This window comes from Amycolatopsis sp. NPDC051716, from assembly GCF_040681595.1.
GTDB lineage: Bacteria > Actinomycetota > Actinomycetes > Mycobacteriales > Pseudonocardiaceae > Amycolatopsis.
This window is the reverse complement of sequence record NZ_JBFAZA010000006.1, coordinates 192,025-213,449: the sequence shown is the minus strand read 5'-3', so window position 1 is coordinate 213,449 and position 21,425 is coordinate 192,025. Positions and strand designations below refer to the sequence as shown.

The window sequence follows — 21,425 nt, the reverse complement described above, 5'->3', positions numbered from 1 at the left end:
AGATGCGGGGGTTAGCATCGTTTCGGCGGGAAGGGGAAGGTTTTTGTGAGCGAACTTGCGAGTGAATCCGTGAGCACGTGCCCTGGTGGGGGCGCCCGGTGAGCGTGCTCGAAGACATCGTCGCCGGCGTGCGGGAAGATCTCGCCGTGCGGGAATCCGCGCTGCCGTTCGACGAGCTGAAGATCCGCGCGGCCGCCGCCCCGGCGCCGCGCGACGTGATGGCCGCCCTGCGCGAGTCCGGCATCGGCGTGATCGCCGAAGTCAAGCGGCGCAGCCCCTCGAAGGGCGACCTGGCCGACATCCCCGACCCGGCCGCGCTGGCGAAGGACTACGAAGCCGGCGGGGCGCGCGTGATCAGCGTGCTCACCGAGCAGCGCCGCTTCGGCGGTTCGCTGGCCGACCTGGACGCGGTCCGCGCGGCGGTGGACATCCCCATCCTGCGCAAGGACTTCGTCGTCAGCCCCTACCAGGTGCACGAGGCCCGCCTGCACGGCGCCGACATGGTGCTGCTGATCGTCGCCGCGCTGGAGCAGAACGCGCTCGTCTCGCTGCTCGACCGCGTCGAATCGCTCGGCATGACCGCGCTGGTGGAGATCCACAACGCCGAGGAGGCCGACCGGGCCCTCGAGGCGGGCGCCAAGGTCATCGGCGTCAACGCGCGCAACCTGCACACCCTCGAGGTGGACCGGGACGTCTTCTCGCGGCTGGCCCCCGGCCTGCCGATGGACGTCTACAAGGTCGCCGAATCCGGGGTCCGCGGGCCGGGCGACCTGATGTCCTACGCGGGCCACGGCGCCGACGCGGTGCTGGTCGGCGAGGGGCTCGTCGCCTCCGGCGACCCGAAGGGCGCCCTGGTCAAGCTGGTCACCGCCGGTTCCCACCCCGCCTGCCCGAGGCCGTCGCGGTGACGGAAGAGCACGGCAAGCACGACCCGGACGAGCGCGGCTATTACGGCCCGTACGGCGGCCGGTTCATGCCGGAGGCGCTGATCGGCGTCGTCGACGAGGTCGCCACCGAGTACGACAAGGCCCGGCACGACCCGGAGTTCCTGAACGAGTTCAACCGCCTGCTTCGCGATTACGCCGGCCGCCCGTCGCTGCTCACCGAGGCCAAGCGCTTCGGCGAGCACGCCGGCGGCGCGCGCGTGTTCCTCAAGCGCGAGGACCTGAACCACACCGGCTCCCACAAGATCAACAACGTGCTGGGCCAGGCGCTGCTCACCAAGCGGATGGGCAAGAAGCGCGTCATCGCCGAAACCGGCGCGGGCCAGCACGGCGTCGCGACGGCGACCGCGTGCGCGCTGCTCGACCTCGACTGCGTCGTCTACATGGGCGAGGTCGACACCGAGCGCCAGGCGCTGAACGTGGCCCGGATGCGGCTGCTCGGCGCCGAGGTCATCCCGGTCAAGACCGGGTCGCGGACGCTGAAGGACGCGATCAACGAGGCGCTGCGCGACTGGGTCACCAACGCCGACACCACGCACTACCTCTTCGGCACGGCCGCCGGGCCGGCGCCGTTCCCGACGATGGTGCGCAACTTCCACCACGTCATCGGCACCGAGGCCCGAGAGCAGATCCTGGAGCAGGCCGGCCGCCTGCCCGACGTCGTCGCGGCCTGCGTCGGCGGCGGGTCGAACGCGATCGGCATCTTCTCCGGCTTCTACGACGACCCGTCCGTGCGGCTGGTCGGCCTGGAGCCGGGCGGCGAGGGCATCGAGGGCAGCCGCCACGGCGCCACCCTGACCAAGGGCACCCCGGGCAACCTGCACGGCGCGATGACGTACCTGCTGCAGGACGAGGACGGCCAGACGGTCGAGTCGCACTCGATCTCGGCCGGGCTCGACTACCCGGGCGTCGGCCCGGAGCACGCGTGGCTCAAGGACACCGGCCGCGCCGAGTACCGGCCGGTCACCGACGCCGAGGCGATGGACGCGTTCAAGCTGCTGTCCCGCACCGAGGGCATCATCCCGGCGATCGAGTCGGCGCACGCGCTGGCCGGCGCGCTGGTGCTGGGCCGCGAGCTGGGCCCGGACGGGCTGATCGTGGTGAACCTGTCGGGCCGCGGCGACAAGGACATGGACACGGCGGCCAAGTGGTTCGGACTGGTGAACGGATGAGCGGGCTCGACGACCTCTTCGCCGCGACACGCGCCGAGGGGCGCGCCGCGCTGATCGGCTACCTCCCGGCGGGCTTCCCGACGGTGGACGGCTCGAAGGACCTGATCGCGGCCTGCGTCGACGGCGGCGCGGACCTGATCGAGGTCGGCGTCCCCTATTCGGACCCGGTGATGGACGGCCCGACCATCCAGGCCGCCTCGGTGACCGCGCTGGACAACGGCTTTCGCCTCAAGCACGTGTTCGAGGTCGTCGAGTCGATCTCCGCCCGCGGCGGCCGCGCGGTCGTGATGACGTACTGGAACCCGGTGAACCGCTACGGCGTGGACCGCTTCGCGCGCGACCTCGCTTCGGCGGGCGGGCTCGGCCTGATCACGCCGGACCTGATCCCGGACGAGGCCTCGTCTTGGATGACGGCGTCGAAGGAGCACGGCCTGGACCGCACGTTCCTGGTGGCGCCTTCGTCGTCGGAGGAGCGGCTCGCTTTGACGGCGGCCGCGTCGTCGGGCTTCATCTACGCGACCGCGGTGATGGGCGTGACCGGCGCCCGCGACCAGGTCGGCGCGGGGGCGGAGGAGCTGGTGCGCCGCACGCGAGTGCACACTTCGCTCCCGATCGGCGTGGGCTTGGGCGTGCGATCGGGCGAGCAGGCGGCCCAGGTGGCCTCGTTCGCGGACGCGGTGATCGTGGGTTCGGCCCTGGTCACGGCGGCGGCCGAGGGTGCTTCGGGCGTGCGTGCCCTGTCCGCCGAGCTGGCCGAGGGCGTACGCCGGGCGGTCGCCACCGCTTGACCTGGAGTGCGCTCCAGGTGCGAGGCTGGGCCGGTGACGTCCTACACCCCGGCCCAGGTGACCGAAAAGACCGGTTTCACGATCGACACGCTCCGGTACTACGAGCGCATCGGCTTGCTCCACGAGGTAGGCCGCACCGCCGGCGGCCGGCGGTTCTTCACCGAGCAGGACGTGGAGTTCCTCCAGCTGCTGCGCTGCCTGCGCTACACGGGCATGCCGGTGGCGGAGATGCTGCGGTTCGTCTCGCTGCTGCGCTCGGGCGAGGCCACGCGCGAGGAGCGGGTCGACGTGCTGCGGGAGCACGAGGCCCGGGTGGCTGCGCAGATCGCGCGGCTGGAAGAGCACCGGGAGCACATCCGGTTCAAGATCCGGCTGTACAGCGGCGCACCGGAGATGGTGTCGGCGAGCTGAGGGCTGTCGCACCGGGGTGACGCCCATCGCCCGATCAGAACTGTCAGTGGCGGTCTGCATACTCCTCGTGTGATGATCGGCAACGCTCTTTCCATCCCGCCGCGACCGGACGGCTGGACGCTCGACCAAGTCCTCGCCTTGCCCGAGGACCAAACCTTGCTGCAGCGGGTCGAACTCGTTGACGGGGTGCTCCTGGTGAGCCCGTGGCCGGGGCTGGAGCACCAGCGGCTTCTGCGGAAACTCCAATTCGCCTTCGCGCCCGCGCTACCGGATGGCACCGAGCTGCTGCCCGGCGTGAACGTGCGCGTCGGAACGCAACGGCTGCTGATCCCCGACCTGGTGATCCTCAATTGCCCCGGGATCGACACCGTCGCCTACCCAGCGAGCGATGTCCTGCTGGCCACGGAGATCGTCTCCCGATCGACCAAGGTGCAGGACCGGATCCTCAAGCGGGCCATCTACGCCGAAGCCCTGATCCCGTACTACCTCCTGGTCGAGCCCGGCGAGCCCATCGCGGCAACCCTCTTCGAACTCCGAGGTGGTGAGTACGAACCCATCGCCAAGAGCGGCGAAACGGATATCGAGCTCACCCGCCCCTTCACCGCCACGATCCGCCTCGCCTGATCGGCGTTTGTACGAAAGCTGTACATCCGCGCGGCAAAGTCCGCCCCATGGACATCGCACACCTCCCGCGGCGCAGCTTCCTCCGCGGTGCCGCCGGCCTCGCCGTCGCCGGGGCCGCCGGACTGGTCCTCCCGAACGCCGCCCGAGCCGCCCAAGCCGCCGCCACCGCGCCGCGGATCTACAGCTGTGCCGAGTGGGGTGCCCGGCCGCCCGCCGACGCCCTCACCACGCTCGACCACCCCGCGAACCGGATCCTCATCCACCACATCGCCAGCGCCAACAGCACCGACTACTCCCTCGCGCACGCCTTCCAGGTCGCGCGCGACGACCAGCACGACCACATCGACAACAACGGCTGGTCCGACACCGGGCAGCACTTCACCGTCAGCCGCGGCGGGTACCGGCTCGAAGGGCGGCACGGCAGCCTCGACGCGCTGCGCGGGCGCACCACCATGATCCAGGGCGCGCACTGCCCGGGGCAGAACACCAACGCCATCGGCATCGAAAACGAAGGCCTCTACACCAGCGTCGAGCCGCCCGAGACGCAGTTCGCCTCGCTCGTCGTCTTCTGCGCCTACATCTGCCGGCAGTACGGCATCCCGGTCGAGGAGATCAAGGGCCACCGCGACTTCTACAACACCGAATGCCCGGGCGACCGCCTCTACGCGAAGCTGCCGCAACTGCGTACGGAGGTCGCCAGGGCACTGGCGGGGTGAGCGGCTACCCGAGTGTCTCCAACGTTCGCACGGCATCCGTGGCCGCGGCCTGGTCGGCCGGGTCCGGCTCGGCCGCCGCGGCCGGGTGGCGCGAGGCCGCCGGGTGCGTGCAGCCCAGCTGCTGCAACGATCCCCGCAGCCGGTCGGTCAGGAACTTCAGCAGGCCGACGCCGTCGTCGGGGGACGGCGCCGCCCGCAGCAACCGGCGGTCCGACGTCAGCCGGTCGAGCCCGGACGTCCGCAACGAGCGGCAGTACGCCCGGGTGCTCGCCGAACGCCGGTCGAGCGGGGGCTGATCGACCCCGGCGCGGTACAGGTTCGCCTTGGCCGGGCTGGGTTTCCCGGCCACCAGCGTCATCGGGTCGCCCGGCGGCACCAGCGCCACCGGCGCCCGCTGGCCGGCCGCGGCCTGCAGTTCGTTGAGGGCGAGTGACGTCGTGGGCCGGCCGCCGTCGGTCACGTCCGGGGCGGTGAACGGCGTGCAGCCCAGCGCCGGGTCCACGAACGCGTCGAGCAGCCGGTTGTCGCTGCCGTTCGCGAGCGTGGCGGGCTTGCGGAGCGTGCGCGAGTTCGCCGCCGTGGCCTGGGCCGTCCGGCCGTCGCGCGTGGCCAGGTACGTCGTCGTCACGTTGTCGCTCTGGTCTTGGTCCACCAGCGAGAAGTCGCGCACCGACGGGCACGGCCGGCCGTCCTTCGCCCGGCCCAGCGGCGGGATCCGCAGCTTGCCGGCCTGGACGGCGGTGTTCGCCGCGGCGAACAACTCCTGGGCGCCGCAGAAGGCGACCTGGCCGAACAGCGAACCGCCGAGGCCGTTGACGCACCGGCCCGCCGTCAGCGCGGCCCGGCTGCCGCCGAGGGTCAGCGTGTCGCCGTTGAACCCGAACCACAGGCCGACGACCGCGCCGCGCGGCAGCGCCGGGACGACCGGCGGGACGGCAGGCGCGGCACCCGCGTCGACGACGAGCGGGTGGTACACCGACAGCTTCCCGGTGGCGGGGTCCAGGATCGTCGCCTCGGCGAACGCGCCCTGCGCGTCCACCGATTCGTGGCACGCGCCTTGCCGCGGGTCGGTCGCGGCCAGCTGGTACGGCGTGGCCAGGCCACGCGCCGACAATGGATCTTCGGGCACCCGGATGGTGCAGGAGGAATTGGGGGTCGCGGGCGGCGGTGCCGGGCTGCGCGGTGCGGCCACCGCGATTCCGACCGCGCCCAGCGACGCCGCGGCCACCGCGACGGTCACCTTGAGCTTCCAAGGCCGTTGCCGGTGGCGGGGACGAGCTTCTGGCATGGACTGTGCCTTCTTTCGGCCTCCTCACCTCACCCGGCGCAGGACGCTAGCACAGATAACAGCTCGATCACAGGACGATTTACAGGCAGAATTCCGGCATTCACGGCGAATGGTGCCAATAAAAGATCAATGCAGGTACCGCATCACGGCGCACAGCTCGTCCGGCGGCAGGGCGCCGAGCCGGTCGAGCTCGCCGCGGCGGATGTCCATCAGTGTCGTCGCCAGCTCCGGGCCGAACGCCGACGTCAACGCCGCGTCCGCTTCGAACGCCGTCACCGCGTCGGCCAGCGAAGTCGGCAGCCGCTCCACCGCATCGCCGAGCGTTCCGGGGTCGACGTCGACCGGCTCCGGCAACGACTCCTCCGCCGAAAGCCCGGCCAGGCCCGCGAAGATCAGCGCCGCCACCACCAGGTACGGGTTCGCCGTCAGGTCGAAGCACTTGACCTCGAAGTTCGCCGCCCGGTCGCGCTGCCCGGCCGGGCCCTGCACCAGCCGCAGCGGCGCCTCGCGGTTTTCCAGGCCCCACACGCGGAACACCCCGGCCCAGCGGTGCGGCTCGAGGCGCAAATAGCTGACCACCGAAGGCGCGCCGATCGCCAGCAGCGCCGGCAGCCGGGAAAGGATCCCGGCGCCGAACGCCTCCGCCGTCTCCGTGAGCCCGAACCGCCGGTCGCCGCCGGCGCACAGGTTGCGGTCGCCGTCCCACAGGCTCAGGTGGACGTGGCCGCCGTTGCCGACGCCGTCCGGGGCGAACTTCGGCGTGAACGACGCCCGCAGCCCGTACTGCTCGCTGACCGTCCGGATGGTCTCGCGCGTCAGCACCGCGACGTCCGCCGCGCGCACCGGGTCACCGGCCGCCACCGACACCTCGAACTGCCCGGCCGCGTACTCCGGGTGGACCTGTTCCACCGCGACACCCTGGGCGGCCAACGTGGACACCAGCTTGCGCAGGTAGCCCGCCTGCGAAGACAGCCGCGCATAGCCGTAGGCCGGCCCCGCGGTGGCCGAGCGCGGGTCGTCCGGCGCGTCGGCCGCCGTGACGACCCATTCGATCTCGAACGCCGTCCGCGCGTTGTAGCCCAGCTCCGCGAGCCGGGCCGTCGCGGCCGCGGCCAGCGCCCGCGCGTCCTGCGGGTGCGGCGCGCCTTCCTGGTCGTACCGCCACGCCGGCGCCCACGCCCAGCCGGGCTGCGCGGCCAGCGGCACGAGCGCGTCGAGGTCCGGGTGCAGCCGCAGGTCGCCGACCGGGCCGCGGGAATGCGTGCCGCTCACGATGTCGTCGGTGGCCAGGAAGAAGTCGAACGAGTTCGACGCGCCGACGCCCCACGCCGCCGCCGACCACAGCCGGTCCACCGGCACGGCTTTCACCCGCGCGATGCCGCTGTTGTCCACGAAGGTCAGCGCGACGAGCTCCACGCCGGCAGCGCGCAGGCCGTCGGCCCGGAGTGCGCCCTGTTGTGCGAGTTCCGCCCGATCGAGCTGGCTCATCCTGCCCCCGTCGCTGTTCACTGGGTCTGCTCACCTGAGAAAGAGGTGAAGATCGTGTCAGACACCGTCGAAACCCGTCCAGGGCTGCGCCGATCCCTCTCCGTCTGGCAGGCCGTCGGCCTGTCCGTGGCGTTGATGGCCCCGAGCATGGCCGCCAACATCAACCCCCAGCAGACCGCGGCCGCCGCCGGCCGCGCCGTGCCGCTCGCCTTCCTGCTCTCGGCGGTCGGCGTGCTGCTGGTCGCGTACGGCTTCGTCAAGCTCTGCCGGTACTACCAGCACGCCGGCTCGGTGTACGCCTTCGTCGGCGCCACCCTCGGCCCGCGCGCGGGGGTCGTCTCCGGCATCGGGCTGCTCGGCACGTACACGTTCTACGCCGTCGTGACGAGCTCGGCCGCGGGCACGCTGGGCACGGCTTTCCTGACGCAGGTGGGCATCTGGCCGGACCCGCCGTCCTGGGGGCCGTTCGTGCTGACCGCCGTCGCGCTGATCGGTGCCTGGCTGCTCGCCGTGCTGCCCGCCCGCCGCGGCACGAGCACCCTGCTCGCCGTCGAAGGCGCGACGATCGCGGTGATCCTGCTGGTCACCGTGGTGATCCTGGTCCGGCTGCTCGCCGGAAGCGCGCCCGGCGGCGCCCGGTTCACGATGGCCGTCTTCGTCCCGGAAACCGGGCTGTCGGGCGTGTTCCTCGGCGCAGTCTTCGGGTTCCTGTCCTTCGCCGGGTTCGAAGCCGCCGCGACGCTCGGGGAGGAAACCCACGACCCGAAGCGCAACATCCCGCGCGCGATCCTCGGCACGGCGATCTTCGGCGGCCTCTACTTCGTGGTGGTGACCGCCGTCGAAATGATGGCGTTCGGCAGCGACGCGGCCGCGTTCCACGACTCGCCGTCCCTGCTCGGCGACCTCGGCAGCCGGTACGCGGGCGCGTGGGTCGGCGACGTCATCAGCGTGGGCGCCGCGATCAGCGCGTTCGGCTGCTGCCTCGCCTGCGTCGTCGGCGGCTCGCGGCTGCTCTACGCCCTCGGCCGCGACGCGGTCGGCGGCCGGGGCATCGGCCGGACGTCTTCGCGCGGCACGCCGGTGGCGGCGGTCAGCGCGGTGACGGGCGCCGCCGTCGTGATCATCCTGGTGTGCGCGCTGTTCTTCGGCGCGACGGCGTCGGACACCTTCGCGTGGAGCGGTTCGATCGGCACGCTCATCCTGCTGGTGATCTACCTGCTCACGACGGCCGGCGCGATCCTGCTGCTGTTCGTGAAGCGGCGGATGCGCGTGCCGGGGTGGCACCTCGTGTTCCCGGTCGGCGCGCTCGCCGTGCTCGGGTACACCGTGTACGTCAACGTGGTGCCCTACCCCACCGAAGGCCCGGCGCGGTGGTTTCCCGTGGTCGCGGCGGCGGTACTGGCCCTGGCGGTGATCTTGGTGCTGTCCGCGCCCGCCTACGCTCGTAGGGTGGGGGAGAGGCTGACGAGTGTGGACGGAGGCACATGAGAAGTCTGCTCCCGTTCGTCGCGGACTTGCCGCTGGTGGACCACCACTGCCACGGCGTCGTCACCCGGGACGTTACCCGCGCGGACTTCGAGGCGATGCTGACGGAGGCCGACGCGCCGTCGCCGCTGGGCACCAGCCTGTTCGACTCGCTCATCGGGCTGGCCGTGCGCGCCCGCTGCGCGCCGGTGCTCGACCTGCCGGAGCACGCCCCCGCCGAGGCCTACCTCGAGCGCCGCGCCGCATTCGGCGCGGCCGAGGTGGCCCGGCGGTTCCTGCGGGCCACCGGCACGACCGACTTCCTCGTGGACGGCGGGTTCTTGCCGGACTCCCTGACCACCACCGCGGAGTTCGCCGGGCTCGCGGGCACGCGCGCACACGACGTCGTCCGGCTGGAGCAGGTCGCGGAGGCGGTGATCGGCGGGACCACCGCGGCCGGGTTCGCCGCGGCCTTCGCCGACGAGCTGGGGAAACGCGCCGCGACGGCGGTCGGGCTGAAGTCGATCGCCGCCTACCGCGTCGGCCTGGAGCTGGCGGGGGAGCGGCCGTCACCGTCCGAAGTCGAGGCCGCCGCCGGGCGGTGGCTCGCCGCGGGCGGCGGCCGGCTGGCCGACGAGGTCCTGCACCGGCACCTCGTGTTCACCGGCCTCGACCTCGGCCTGCCGGTGCAGTTCCACGTCGGCTACGGCGACGCCGACGTCGACCTGCGCCGCGGCGACCCGCTGCTGCTCACCGGGCTGCTGCGGGCCACCCGTCACCTCGGCGTGCCCATCCTGCTGCTGCACAACTACCCGTTCCACCGCCACGCCGCGTATCTGGCGCAGGTTTTCGAGCACGTGTTCGTCGACGCCGGGCTCATCACGCACAACGCGGGGTTCCGGGCGCCGGCCGTGCTGGCCGAGCTCCTGGAGATCGCGCCGTTCGGGAAGGTGCTCTTCTCCACCGACGCCTTCGGCCTGGCCGAGCTGTACCACCTGGGCACCGCCCTGTTCCGGCAGGGTTTGTCGGACTTCGTCCGCACCGCATTCGACGCGGACGCGATGTCCGAAAAGGACGCCGTCCGGCTGTGTGCTTTGGTGGGACACGAGAACGCGAACAGGATCTACCGCTTGGAGCACGTGTGAGTGATCTGTGGACCCGGTGGACGCAGGCGATCGCGGACGAACTGCCCGCCGCCGTCGAGCTCCGCCACGCCGTGCACGCCGACCCCCGCGGGTCCGGCGACGAGGAGGACACCGCCCGCCTGGTGGCCGGGGCGCTCGGCGCGGGCGACGGCACCCGCGTCGCCAAGACCGGGCGCGCCATCCTGCTGCCCGGCGGGGACGGCCCCGCCGTGGCGCTGCGGGCCGAGCTCGACGCCCTGCCGGTGCTGGAGGGCACCGGCGTGCCGTGGGCGTCCGGGAACGAGTTCATGCACGCGTGCGGCCACGACGTCCACCTCGCCGCGCTGGTCGCCGTCTGCCGGGCCGCGCGGCGCGCCGGCGTGCCGCGGCCGATCCTGGCGCTGCTGCAGCCGCGGGAGGAGACGTCCCCGCCCGGCGCGCTCGACGTCGTCGAATCCGGGGTGCTGGCCGAGCACGGGGTGGACACGGTGATCGGCGCGCACGTCCAGCCGCGCATCGCGCACGGCGTCGTCTCGGCGGCGCCGGGGCCGGTGAACGCCTCCACCGACGAGTTCGAGGTGACCATGCACGGCCAGGGCGGCCACGCCGGCTACCCGCACCTGCTGCGCGACCCCATCCTGGCGCTGTCCCAGCTGGTCGTGAGCCTGCAGCAGCTGGCGTCCCGCCGGATCGACCCGGTGTTCGGCGCGGTCTGCTCGATCGGCCGCATCCAGGGCGGCGCCGCGGCCAACGTCGTCCCGAACAGCGCGAGCGCGTTCGGCTCCCTGCGCCTGATGCGCGCGAAGGACCGTGAGCGCGCCCTGGAAACGCTCGCGGACATCGTGCACGGCACCGCGCGGGCGCACGGCTGCACCGCCGAGCTGGAGATCAGCCCGTGCGAGCCGGTCCTGGACAACGACGCGGCGCTGGCCGCGGGCGCCCAGCAGTGGCTCCGGCACGCCGGCTTCACCGTCGACGACAAGTTCCGCTCGTTCGGCGCCGACGACTTCGCCCACTACTGCGGCGGCGCGACCCGCGGGCTGATGCTGTTCGTCGGCCTCGGCGACACCGCGGGCGTGCCGAGCCTGCACGACGAACGCTTCCTGCCGCGCGACCAAGCCGTCACCCAGGTCGCCCACGCGCTGGTGGCGGGGTACCTGGCCGCCTTGGATGCTCCGGTGTCTTAGCGCTACGGTGGCCGCGTGATGAGCGCCTACCTCGCGACGATCCCCAGCCCCGACCGTGGTGTCTGGCACCTGGGACCGATCCCGCTCCGCGCGTACGCCCTGTGCATCATCGCCGGCATCATCGTGGCGATCTGGTGGGGCGAGCGCCGCTGGGCGGCCCGCGGCGGCACCAAGGGCACGGTGATCGACATCGCGGTGTTCGCGGTGCCGTTCGGCCTGGTCGGCGGCCGGTTGTACCACGTGATCACCGACCCCGAGCTGTACTTCACCGAGGGCCGCAACCCGTGGAACGCGTTCGCGATCTGGGACGGCGGCCTCGGCATCTGGGGCGCGATCGCCCTCGGCGCGGTGGGCGCGCTCATCGCCTGCCGCCGCAAGGGCATCCCGCTGCCGGCGATGGCGGACGCGCTCGCCCCCGGCATCGTCGTCGCGCAGGCGATCGGCCGCATCGGCAACTACTTCAACCAGGAGCTGTACGGCGCGCACACGGACCTGCCGTGGGGCCTGGAGGTCTACCAGCGCTTCAACCCGGAGGACCCGGACAACCTGCTGAACGGCGTCGCGACGGGCCACATCCCGCTGCCGGAGAGCCCGGTCCACCCGACGTTCCTGTACGAGCTGCTCTGGAACCTGCTGGTCGCGCTGCTGGTGGTGTGGGCGGACCGCAAGTTCAAGCTCGGGCACGGGCGGGCGTTCGCGCTGTACGTGGCCGGGTACACGGTGGGCCGCGGCTGGATCGAGATGATGCGGACCGACACGGCGAACCACATCCTCGGGCTGCGGGTGAACGTGTGGACGTCGATCCTGCTGTTCCTCGCGGCGGTGGTGTACTTCGTGCTCGCCGGACGGCGGGGGCCGCGGGAGGCGCCGGAGACGCTGGTGAGCAAGGACGCCGTGGGGCCGGACGAGGTTCCGGTGGCTTCGTCGGAAGCGGCTTCGTCTTCGGAAGCGGCCTCCTCTTCGGAGGGCGGCGAGCCGGAGCACGTGAAGGTCGCGGCCTCGTCGGAGGCGGCGTCGTCGTCGTCGGAGGGCGGCGAGCCGGAGCACGTGAAGGTTGCGGCCTCGTCGGAGGCGGCGGCGTCGTCGTCGGAGGGCGGCGAGCCCGGGTCCGCGACCGCCGAGCCCGCGAAGGTGGTGGCCGATGCCCCGGCTGCCGCGGAGAAGCCGGCTTCCTCGGAGGCAGCGGCGCAGGAGCCCAAGAAGACCGACGAGAGCTGATCGCTCGCGTTGCGAAGGCCGCCCCAGGATGCCTGGTGGCGGCCTTCGGTGCGTCACCCCGGAGGTCGCGAATGACTCATTCGGGACCTTGCACGTCCCGAATGAGTCATTCGGGACACTCGCCGGTCTGCTGGCCGGTCCCGCAAGCGCCGGAACCGGGCTTGGGGCTCCGCCCCCCGGTTTCCACGCTACCGGGTGGCACCGACAGTTTCGGGCGGGCGGAACAGGCCGGAGCAAGGCCCGAGCGAGTCCAAGCGGGCCGGTCAGCCGAGGTCGGGCAGGCCCAGCTCCAGGTTCGGCGCCTGCAACCCGCCGTCGACCTCGAGGATCTTGCCCGTGATGTACCCGCCGGCGCGGGACGCCAGGAACACCACCGTCGCCGCGATGTCCTCGGCCTCGCCGATGCGGCCCAGGGGTGTCGCCGACTCCATCTTCTCCTTCAGCTCCGGGTTGCCGACCACGATCTCCAGCGCGGACGTCGCCACCGATCCCACCGAGATCGCGTTGACGCGGACGCGCGGGGCCAGGTCCGCCGCCGCCAGGCGGGTGTAGTGCGCCAGGGCCGCCTTCGCCGTTCCGTACGCCGCGAAGCCGCGGCCCGAGACCCGGCCCATCACCGACGAGATGTTGACCACCGAGCCGCCCGTTTTCACCAGCGATGGCGCCGCCGCCACCGTCAGGGCGTGGGCCGTGGCCACGTTGAAGCGGAACGCTTCCTCCATGAAGTCCACCGTCGACTCCAGCAACGGGCGCGGGTACGTGCCGCCGACGTTGTTGACCACCAGGTCGAGCCGGCCGAACTCGGACACCGCCGTCTCCGCCAGCGCGGCCGCCGCGTCGGGCGACGAGAGGTCGACGGGCACCGGGAAAGCCCGGCGACCCACGGCCGAGACGCGGGACGCCACCTCGTCGAGTTGCGCGGATGTGCGGGAGGCGATCACCACGTCGGCGCCCGCTTCGGCGAGGGCCACCGCGGTGGCCGCGCCGATTCCGCGTCCGGCGCCGGTGACCACCGCGACCTGGTCGGTGAGCTTGAACCGATCGAGGATCATGCGGCGAAATGTAACACGTTCTAGTGAGCGGGGACACAGTGCGGCGATCACGCCACAGTGGTTTTGAGCGGGGTCGGCGGGCCGTATACTTAGCGGAACGAACTACCGGGAACCCATCAGGAACTCTGTCGTTCCGCGCAGCCAGATCGTTACCGTCCGACGTCGTCCGAGGCGCTCTGAAGTGCTGCTGCGGTGTTTCCCAGGTGTTAAAGTCGCGCTAACAAGCGGGCCATCGTCGTCCCGTGCGCTCCCCGGCCGGTAACCCGGCCCCGCACGACAAGACGACGAAGGAGGTCCCGTTGATCTTCTCCGCCATGCCCGGCAAGCAGGGTCTGTACGACCCGGAGACCGAGCAGGACTCCTGCGGTGTGGCCATGGTGGCCGACATCCGCGGGCGCCGCTCCCACGGCATCGTCACCGACGGCCTGGCCGCGCTGACGAACCTCGACCACCGCGGCGCCGCGGGCGCCGAGCCCACCAGCGGCGACGGCGCCGGCATCCTCCTGCAGCTGCCCGACGCGCTGCTGCGGGCCGAAGCCGGCTTCGAGCTGCCCGCACCGGACGAGCAGGGGCACCAGACCTACGCCGCCGGCATCGCGTTCCTGCCGCAGGACGCCGAGCAGCGCCGCAAGGCCGTCGGGCTCGCCGAACGCATCGCCGTCGAGGAGGGCCTGGAGGTCCTCGGCTGGCGGGCGGTCCCCGTCGACGCCGATCGCGCCGACATCGGCCCGACCGCCCGCTCGGTCATGCCGCACTTCGCCATGCTCTTCGTGGCCGGTGACCGGAAATCGGGCGTGGAGCTGGACAGGCTCGCCTTCTGCCTGCGCAAGCGCGTCGAGAACGAGAGCGCGAACGCCGGCTGCGGCACCTACTTCCCTTCGCTGTCCTCGCGGACGATCGTCTACAAGGGCATGGTGACGCCGGAGCAGCTGCCCGCGTTCTTCGCCGACCTGCGTGACGAGCGGCTGGAAAGCGCCATCGCGCTGGTGCACTCCCGCTTCTCCACCAACACCTTCCCGTCGTGGCCGCTGGCGCACCCGTTCCGGTTCGTGGCCCACAACGGCGAGATCAACACCATCCGCGGGAACCGCAACCGCATGCGGGCCCGCGAGGCGCTGCTGGAATCCGACGTCATCTCCGGCGACCTGAGCAGGCTGTTCCCGATCTGCTCGCCGGACGCGTCGGACTCGGCGTCCTTCGACGAGGTTCTCGAGCTGCTGCACCTGGGCGGCCGGTCGCTGCCGCACGCGGTGCTGATGATGATCCCGGAGGCGTGGGAGAACCACGCCACCATGAAGCCCGAGCGCCGCGCTTTCTACCAGTTCCACGCCAGCCTGATGGAACCGTGGGACGGCCCGGCCTGCGTCACCTTCACCGACGGCAGCCTGGTCGGGGCGGTCCTGGACCGCAACGGCCTGCGTCCCGCCCGCTGGTGGCGCACGGCCGACGACCGCGTGGTCCTCGCGAGCGAGGCCGGCGTCCTGGACGTGGCCCCGAAGGACGTCGTCGCCAAGGGGCGGCTCAAGCCCGGCAAGATGTTCCTGGTCGACACCGAGGCCGGCCGGATCGTGGACGACGAAGAGGTCAAGTCCGCGCTGGCCGCCGAGCTGCCCTACGACTCGTGGCTGCACGCGGGCCTGCTCAAGATCGCCGAGCTGCCCGACCGCGACCACGTCGTGCAGAGCCACGACTCCGTGCTGCGGCGCCAGCTTTCCTTCGGCTACACCGAGGAAGAGCTCAAGATCCTGCTCGCGCCGATGGCCGAGAAGGGTGCCGAGCCGATCGGCTCGATGGGCACGGACACCCCGCCCGCGGTGCTGTCGAAGCGGTCCCGGCTGCTCTACGACTACTTCAAGCAGAACTTCGCCCAGGTGACCAACCCGCCGCTCGACGCGATCCGCGAAGAGCTCGTCACCTGCATGGCGCGGATCATGGGCCCGGAGCGCAATCTCTTGGCCCCCGGCCCGGCGTCCTGCCGCCACCTCAAGCTGCCGTACCCGGTCATCGACAACGACGAGCTCGCCAAGCTCATCCACATCAACGACGACGGCGACCTCCCCGGCTTCGCCTGCAGCGTCCTGTCCGGACTGTATGAAGTGGACGGTGGCGCGGAAGCGCTCGCGAGCGCCATCGAGCGCGTCCGGCGCGAGGCGTCCGAGGCCATCGCGGCCGGCGCGCGCACGCTCGTGCTGTCCGACCGCGACTCCGACCACCGGATGGCGCCGATCCCGTCGCTGCTGCTGGTTTCCGCGGTGCACCACCACCTGGTCCGCACCAAGGAACGCCTGCGCGTCGCGCTGGTCGTCGAATCCGGCGACGCGCGCGAGGTGCACCACATCGCGCTGCTGCTCGGCTACGGCGCCGCCGCGGTCAACCCGTACCTGGCCTTCGAGACCATCGAAGACATGATCGGGCAGGGCGCGGTCACCGGCATCGAGGCCGCCAAGGCGATCCGCAACTACGTGCAGGCGCTGGTCAAGGGCGTCCTGAAGATCATGTCCAAGATGGGCATCTCGACGGTCGGCGCGTACACCGCCGCCCAGGTCTTCGAATCCCTCGGCCTGAGCCAGGACCTGCTCGACGAGTACTTCACCGGGACGTCGTCGAAGCTCGGCGGCGTCGGCCTCGAAGTGCTCGCCGAAGAGGTCGCGACGCGCCACCGCCGCGCCTACCCGGAAAACCCGACCGACCGTGTCCACCGTGGACTCGACACGGGCGGCGAGTACGCCTACCGCCGCGAGGGCGAACTGCACCTGTTCACGCCGGAGACGGTGTTCCTGCTGCAGCACGCGTCCAAGACCGGCCGCGACGAGGTCTACCGCAAGTACACCGAAGAGGTGCACCGCCTCTACCGCGAGGGCGGCACGCTGCGCGGGCTGTTCGCGTTCAAGGACGGCGTCCGCGAGCCGGTGCCGCTCGACGAGGTCGAGCCGGCCGAGGCCATCTTCAAGCGCTTCAACACCGGCGCGATGTCGTACGGCTCGATCTCGGCCGAGGCGCACGAAACCCTGGCCATCGCGATGAACCGGATCGGCGGCCGCTCCAACACCGGTGAGGGCGGCGAAGACCCCGAGCGGCTCTACGACCCGGAGCGCCGCAGCGCGATCAAGCAGGTGGCTTCGGGCCGCTTCGGCGTCACGAGCGAGTACCTGGTCAACGCCGACGACATCCAGATCAAGATGGCGCAGGGCGCGAAGCCCGGCGAGGGTGGCCAGCTGCCGCCGAACAAGGTGTACCCGTGGATCGCGCGCACCCGGCACTCCACGCCGGGCGTCGGCCTCATTTCGCCGCCGCCGCACCACGACATCTACTCCATCGAGGACCTGGCCCAGCTGATCCACGACCTCAAGAACGCCAACGAGCACGCCCGCATCCACGTGAAGCTGGTGTCCGCGCTGGGGGTCGGCACGGTCGCGGCCGGCGTGTCCAAGGCGCACGCCGACGTCGTGCTCATCTCGGGCCACGACGGCGGCACCGGCGCGTCGCCGATGAACTCGCTGAAGCACGCGGGCACGCCGTGGGAGATCGGCCTCGCCGAGACCCAGCAGACGTTGCTGCTCAACGGCTTGCGCGACCGGATCACCGTGCAGGTGGACGGCGCCATGAAGACCGGGCGCGACGTCGTCATCGCGGCGCTGCTCGGCGCCGAGGAGTACGGCTTCGCGACGGCCCCGCTCGTCGTCGCCGGCTGCATCATGATGCGCGTCTGCCACCTCGACACCTGCCCGGTCGGTGTCGCCACGCAGAGCCCGGAGCTGCGCAAGCGCTACACCGGCCAGGTCGAGCACGTGGTCAACTTCTTCAAGTTCGTCGCCGAAGAAGTCCGGGAAACCCTCGCGGCACTGGGCTTCCGCACTCTCGACGAGGCCATCGGCCACGCCGAGCTGCTGGACACCGACGAGGCCGTCGACCACTGGAAGGCGTCCGGGCTGGACCTGGCGCCGATCTTCGAGATGCCGACCGAGACCCCGTACGGCGGCGCGAAGCGGCGCACCCGCGGCCAGGACCACGGCCTCGAGCACGCCCTGGACCGCACGCTCATCCAGCTCGCCGAGGCGGCGCTGGAAGACGCGCACCAGGTGAACATCGAGCTGCCGGTGCGCAACGTCAACCGGACCGTCGGCACGCTGCTCGGCTCGGAGATCACCCGCCGCTACGGCGGGGACGGCCTGCCCGAGGGCACGATCCACGTCACCCTCACCGGGTCGGCGGGCCAGTCGCTCGGCGCGTTCCTGCCGCGCGGCATCACCCTCGACATGGTCGGCGACGCGAACGACTACGTCGGCAAGGGTCTCTCCGGCGGCCGGATCATCGTCCGCCCCGACCCGCAGGCGTCCTTCGCCGCGGAGGCGCAGACGATCGCGGGCAACACGATCGCCTACGGGTCCACCGGCGGCGAGATCTTCCTGCGCGGCCAGGTCGGTGAACGCTTCTGCGTCCGCAACTCCGGCGCCACGGTCGTCGCCGAGGGCGTCGGCGACCACGCCTTCGAGTACATGACCGGCGGCCGCGCGGTGGTACTCGGCCCGACCGGGCGCAACCTGGCGGCCGGCATGTCCGGCGGCATCGCCTTCGTCCTCGACGTCGACGCGAAGAAGGTCAACCAGGACATGGTGGACCTGCTGCGGCCGACCGCCGACGACCTGGCGTGGCTCAAGAAAACCGTGCAACAGCACTACGATCTCACCCGCTCCGCGGTGGCGGCCTCGCTGCTCGGCGACTGGCCGCGCCGGTCGGTGGCGTTCACGAAGGTGATGCCACGCGACTACCAGCGGGTCCTGGACGCGGCGAAGGCGGCGCGTGCCGCCGGCCGCGACGTCGACGAGGCGATCATGGAGGCCGCTCGTGGCTGACAATTGGCGAAGCCCCGGCCGCGAGGGCCGACTGGGTGCGGATATCCCGCAAGACACAGGGGCCGCTCGTGGCTGACCCGACCGGTTTCCTGAAGTACGACCGCGAAGAGCCGCCGAAGAAGTCTTACGATGAAAGGCTTTCTTCGTGGGGCGAGGTCTACGCGGACGTTCCTTCCGCTGAGCGCAACGAGAAGGTGCGCAAGCAGGCGTCGCGGTGCATGGACTGCGGCATCCCGTTCTGCCATTCCGGCGGCTCCGGCTGCCCCCTGGGCAACCTCATCCCGGAGTGGAACGACCTGGTCCGCCGCGGTGACTGGGCCGCGGCGAGCGACCGGCTGCACGCGACCAACAACTTCCCCGAGTTCACCGGGAAGCTGTGCCCGGCGCCATGCGAGGCGGGCTGCGTGCTGTCCATCTCGCCGCTCTCGGGCGGGCCGGTGTCGATCAAGCGCGTCGAGCAGACGATCGCCGACCAGTCCTGGGAAGCGGGCTACGTCCAGCCGCAGGTGTCCGAAGTGTCCAGTGGCCGCCGGGTCGCCGTCGTCGGCTCCGGGCCGGCCGGGCTCGCCGCCGCCCAGCAGCTGACCCGCGCCGGGCACGAGGTCACGGTGTTCGAGCGCGACGACCGCCTCGGCGGGCTGCTGCGCTACGGCATCCCCGAGTTCAAGATGGAGAAGAAGGTCCTCGACCGCCGCCTGGCGCAGCTGCGCAAGGAAGGCACCCGGTTCGTGACGGGCTGCGAGGTCGGCGTCGACCTGTCGGTGGAGGACCTGCGCGCGCAGTACGACGCGGTCGTGCTCGCGGTCGGCGCCCTGCGCGGCCGCGACGACACGACGACGCCGGGCCGCGAGCTGGCGGGCATCCACCTGGCGATGGAGCACCTGGTGCCGGCCAACAAGTACGTCGAGGGCGACGGCCCCCCGGCGATCGACGCGAAGGGCAAGCACGTCCTGATCATCGGCGGCGGCGACACCGGCGCGGATTCCTACGGAACGGCGACCCGCCAGGGCGCGCTGTCGGTGACGCAGCTCGACCAGTACCCGATGCCCCCCACCGCCCGCGACGATTCTCGGTCGCCGTGGCCGACCTGGCCGTACATCCTGCGCACGTACGCGGCGCACGAGGAGGCGGGCGAGCGGAAGTTCGCGATGGCGGTCAAGCGGTTCGTCGGTTCGCCCGAAGGTCGCGTGACGGGCGTGGAGCTGCAGCAGGTCCGCGTGCAGAAGGACCCGGCGACCGGCCGCCGCGAGGTCATCCCGGTCAACGACGAGATCGAGACGCTCCCGGCCGACCTGGTGTTGCTGGCGATCGGCTTCGAAGGCGTCGAGGAGATGCCGCTGCTGGGCGGACTGGGCCTGTCCCTGACCCGCCGCGGCACCCTGTCGTGCGGCGCGGACTGGCAGACGGAGACCCCGGGCGTGTTCGTCTGCGGCGATGCGCACCGCGGGGCGTCGCTGGTGGTGTGGGCGATCGCGGAGGGCCGCTCGGTGGCCAACGCGGTGGACACGTACCTGACGGGTGCGTCGGACCTCCCGGCCCCGGTCCACCCGACGGCGTTGCCGCTCGCGGTCGTCTGATCCGTTCGGAAGAGGGGCACTCAGCGGCGCGCCGGGTGCCCCTTTTCTTGGTTCAGTCGTCGGGAGGCGATGCCCGAAGGGATTCGTCTCGGGGCAAAAGCCGGCCCCAACGACCTTCGGTCACCCCGTCCGGACGGTCGGGTGAAGGCTCGACTACCCAATTCTGAGGCCATACGTGGCGCTTCGACTCTCCGAGATCGATTCGCACCCAGCACCAGACAGTCTTTCCTTTGAGTGGTCCATCGGGGTCGGTCGTGTTGAAGGGAAAATTCTTGAACGAACTGTCGAGGATAAATATTGGACCATGGAACTTAGCCCTGGAGAACCAAGAGATGTTCGCAAATTCCGCCGACAGGAAGCTGGCGCCTTGCTGACAATTGGTTCCGCCGAAATCTGCTTCACGCAGGAACTCTGAACCGGTGAATGTGGCGGCCTTGATGAAATTGGATCCATTGAAAGCCACTCTCTCGCGGAAGATGCATTTACTGAAGTGTGTGTCATCGGACATGGTGGCGCTCATGAAGCCAAGAATATTCGCGAAGCGGGCGTTTCTGAAATTGGTAAATCCTTCGAAGGTGGCTGCGGTGAAGTGTGCCGTGTCGCCGAACGCCGCTTTTTCGAAGTAGACACTGCCGTGGAACGCGGACTCGCGGAACGAAACAGGCCCGGTGAATTCTGCGTGACCGAAGTTCGATGTTCCGATAAATTGCGTGCCGGTGAAGTCGGCGGGGCCGAATCGGCAGTGTGAAAGGTCGAAGTTCGTCAGTGTCGCGTGGTTGAGGTCGATCTCGATTCCGCTCCAGAAGGTGGCGTCGTTGCCTGGCCGGAGGTGCTTTGCCAACACGCGCTCGGCCGCCAGGCGAACCTGTTCCTCCTGAGTTCCGTCCGCTGCCTCATAGGGCATCCGGAGGTAGGCGCAGAGCACGTCCACGATGGTTTGCCGTTGTTCCGGATTGTCCTGGGCGAGCCGGCGCAGCGCGTAAAGACCGCCGAGGCGCACGGGGGCTTTGTCGGAGCCGAGCTGGTCCACCGCGCGGCCGTAGAGCTCGGTGATCCTGCGCGATTCCGCGTCCGCGTTCGTGGTTCTGGCGACCTCCTCCTGCAGCTTGTGCGCGCGATCGATGGCCTGCTGGTCGAGGTGCTTCTGGATCAGGGCGATTTCGCTCGTCCGCTGGCGCCTCGCGGTGAGCCACAGTGCCGCCGCGCCGCCGGTGCCGAGCACGATCGTGCCTGCCGTCTTGATCGCCTCGAGCTGGGCGTCGTGCCGGCCGTCGCCGAAGGTGATCAAGAGAATCGTCGCCAGCCCGCCGCCGAAGAGGATCAACGCCACCGCCGCCCAGGTGATCGTCCTGTTCGACAGGACGGGGTAGGGCTGATCGGAAGCCTCGTGATCTGGGCGTTTCACGCTGGGAGAGTCGTCGCTGCCGGCGGAAGTGCTACAGCGAACCGGTTAGGCCGGACGGCGGCTGTGCGGTGTGTGGTGCGGCAATTACTTTCGAGTAGTTGTGTCGCCTTTGCG

At 71.0% G+C, this 21,425-nt stretch carries 16 protein-coding genes; 12 read left to right on the top strand and 4 right to left on the bottom strand.

Translation table 11 applies throughout. The annotated features are described in order from the left end of the window. Positions 1–98 precede the first annotated feature (98 nt). The 6 genes from trpC to AB0M30_RS10420 all read left to right on the top strand — a co-directional run bounded on the left by trpC (position 99) and on the right by AB0M30_RS10420 (position 4,655). Complete coding sequence (gene trpC, locus AB0M30_RS10445; RefSeq protein ID WP_013224167.1) at positions 99–908, top strand: indole-3-glycerol phosphate synthase TrpC; 810 nt, start codon at positions 99–101, stop codon at positions 906–908. Further along, positions 905–2,116 carry a tryptophan synthase subunit beta gene (gene trpB, locus AB0M30_RS10440; protein ID WP_364582310.1) on the top strand — a complete coding sequence of 404 codons (1,212 nt, stop codon included), beginning with the start codon at positions 905–907 and terminating at the stop codon, positions 2,114–2,116. The genes trpC and trpB overlap by 4 nt, the downstream gene beginning before the upstream one ends. After that, positions 2,113–2,904 carry a tryptophan synthase subunit alpha gene (gene trpA / locus AB0M30_RS10435; protein ID WP_364582307.1) on the top strand — a complete coding sequence of 264 codons (792 nt, stop codon included), beginning with the start codon at positions 2,113–2,115 and terminating at the stop codon, positions 2,902–2,904. Before trpB ends, trpA begins: the two co-directional genes overlap by 4 nt. A gap of 33 nt (positions 2,905–2,937) precedes the next feature. Further along, complete coding sequence (locus tag AB0M30_RS10430) at positions 2,938–3,315, top strand: MerR family transcriptional regulator (protein WP_364582305.1); 378 nt, start codon at positions 2,938–2,940, stop codon at positions 3,313–3,315. 72 nt (positions 3,316–3,387) lie between these two features. Then, a complete protein-coding gene (locus AB0M30_RS10425; RefSeq protein WP_364582637.1) occupies positions 3,388–3,939 on the top strand; it encodes a Uma2 family endonuclease in 552 nt (183 codons plus the stop codon). Between the two features lie 47 nt (positions 3,940–3,986). Then, complete coding sequence (locus AB0M30_RS10420; RefSeq protein ID WP_364582303.1) at positions 3,987–4,655, top strand: peptidoglycan recognition family protein; 669 nt, start codon at positions 3,987–3,989, stop codon at positions 4,653–4,655. Between the two features lie 4 nt (positions 4,656–4,659). Here AB0M30_RS10420 and AB0M30_RS10415 read toward each other — a convergent pair whose 3' ends face one another. After that, on the bottom strand, positions 4,660–5,943 hold the full coding sequence (locus AB0M30_RS10415) for a hypothetical protein (RefSeq protein ID WP_364582300.1): 1,284 nt from the start codon (positions 5,941–5,943) through the stop codon (positions 4,660–4,662). Positions 5,944–6,069: 126 nt separating this feature from the next. Beyond that, complete coding sequence (locus tag AB0M30_RS10410) at positions 6,070–7,431, bottom strand: glutamine synthetase family protein (protein ID WP_364582298.1); 1,362 nt, start codon at positions 7,429–7,431, stop codon at positions 6,070–6,072. Positions 7,432–7,485: 54 nt separating this feature from the next. On the opposite strand from AB0M30_RS10410, the gene AB0M30_RS10405 reads away from it, so the two are divergent. From AB0M30_RS10405 to lgt, 4 genes are read left to right on the top strand one after another with little or no spacing between them, the layout of a single operon-like run. Beyond that, positions 7,486–8,919, top strand: coding sequence for an APC family permease (locus AB0M30_RS10405; RefSeq protein ID WP_364582295.1), 1,434 nt, complete (start codon positions 7,486–7,488; stop codon positions 8,917–8,919). Further along, a complete protein-coding gene (locus tag AB0M30_RS10400; RefSeq protein ID WP_364582292.1) occupies positions 8,916–10,040 on the top strand; it encodes an amidohydrolase family protein in 1,125 nt (374 codons plus the stop codon). Before AB0M30_RS10405 ends, AB0M30_RS10400 begins: the two co-directional genes overlap by 4 nt. Then, positions 10,037–11,206 carry an amidohydrolase gene (locus AB0M30_RS10395; protein ID WP_364582289.1) on the top strand — a complete coding sequence of 390 codons (1,170 nt, stop codon included), beginning with the start codon at positions 10,037–10,039 and terminating at the stop codon, positions 11,204–11,206. Before AB0M30_RS10400 ends, AB0M30_RS10395 begins: the two co-directional genes overlap by 4 nt. A gap of 18 nt (positions 11,207–11,224) precedes the next feature. Further along, a complete protein-coding gene (gene lgt / locus AB0M30_RS10390) occupies positions 11,225–12,424 on the top strand; it encodes a prolipoprotein diacylglyceryl transferase (RefSeq protein WP_364582287.1) in 1,200 nt (399 codons plus the stop codon). A gap of 263 nt (positions 12,425–12,687) precedes the next feature. Here lgt and AB0M30_RS10385 read toward each other — a convergent pair whose 3' ends face one another. Further along, the gene (locus tag AB0M30_RS10385; RefSeq protein WP_364582284.1) at positions 12,688–13,476 is read right to left on the bottom strand and encodes an SDR family oxidoreductase; all 789 of its coding nucleotides are present in this window, start codon (positions 13,474–13,476) and stop codon (positions 12,688–12,690) included. 299 nt (positions 13,477–13,775) lie between these two features. Here AB0M30_RS10385 and gltB point away from each other — a divergent pair, with 299 nt between their 5' ends. Next, on the top strand, positions 13,776–18,329 hold the full coding sequence (gene gltB, locus AB0M30_RS10380; RefSeq protein ID WP_364582636.1) for a glutamate synthase large subunit: 4,554 nt from the start codon (positions 13,776–13,778) through the stop codon (positions 18,327–18,329). A 68-nt stretch (positions 18,330–18,397) separates the two neighbouring features. Beyond that, entirely contained in the window at positions 18,398–19,906 is a 1,509-nt protein-coding gene (locus tag AB0M30_RS10375) for a glutamate synthase subunit beta (protein WP_364582282.1), read from the top strand. A 52-nt stretch (positions 19,907–19,958) separates the two neighbouring features. Here the strand turns inward: AB0M30_RS10375 and AB0M30_RS10370 are convergent, their stop codons facing one another. Next, a complete protein-coding gene (locus AB0M30_RS10370; RefSeq protein ID WP_364582279.1) occupies positions 19,959–21,311 on the bottom strand; it encodes a pentapeptide repeat-containing protein in 1,353 nt (450 codons plus the stop codon). Between the last annotated feature and the right edge of the window lie 114 nt (positions 21,312–21,425).

Bases quoted from the DNA above. Each gene is read 5' to 3' on its own strand.
- AB0M30_RS10415 (WP_364582300.1), bottom strand. From the start codon at position 5,943: ATGCCAGAAGCTCGTCCCCGCCACCGGCAACGGCCTTGGAAGCTCAAG.
- lgt (WP_364582287.1), top strand. From the start codon at position 11,225: ATGAGCGCCTACCTCGCGACGATCCCCAGCCCCGACCGTGGTGTCTGG.
- AB0M30_RS10420 (WP_364582303.1), top strand. From the start codon at position 3,987: ATGGACATCGCACACCTCCCGCGGCGCAGCTTCCTCCGCGGTGCCGCC.
- AB0M30_RS10425 (WP_364582637.1), top strand. From the start codon at position 3,388: ATGATCGGCAACGCTCTTTCCATCCCGCCGCGACCGGACGGCTGGACG.
- AB0M30_RS10410 (WP_364582298.1), bottom strand. From the start codon at position 7,431: ATGAGCCAGCTCGATCGGGCGGAACTCGCACAACAGGGCGCACTCCGG.
- AB0M30_RS10400 (WP_364582292.1), top strand. From the start codon at position 8,916: ATGAGAAGTCTGCTCCCGTTCGTCGCGGACTTGCCGCTGGTGGACCAC.
- AB0M30_RS10385 (WP_364582284.1), bottom strand. From the start codon at position 13,476: ATGATCCTCGATCGGTTCAAGCTCACCGACCAGGTCGCGGTGGTCACC.
- trpA (WP_364582307.1), top strand. From the start codon at position 2,113: ATGAGCGGGCTCGACGACCTCTTCGCCGCGACACGCGCCGAGGGGCGC.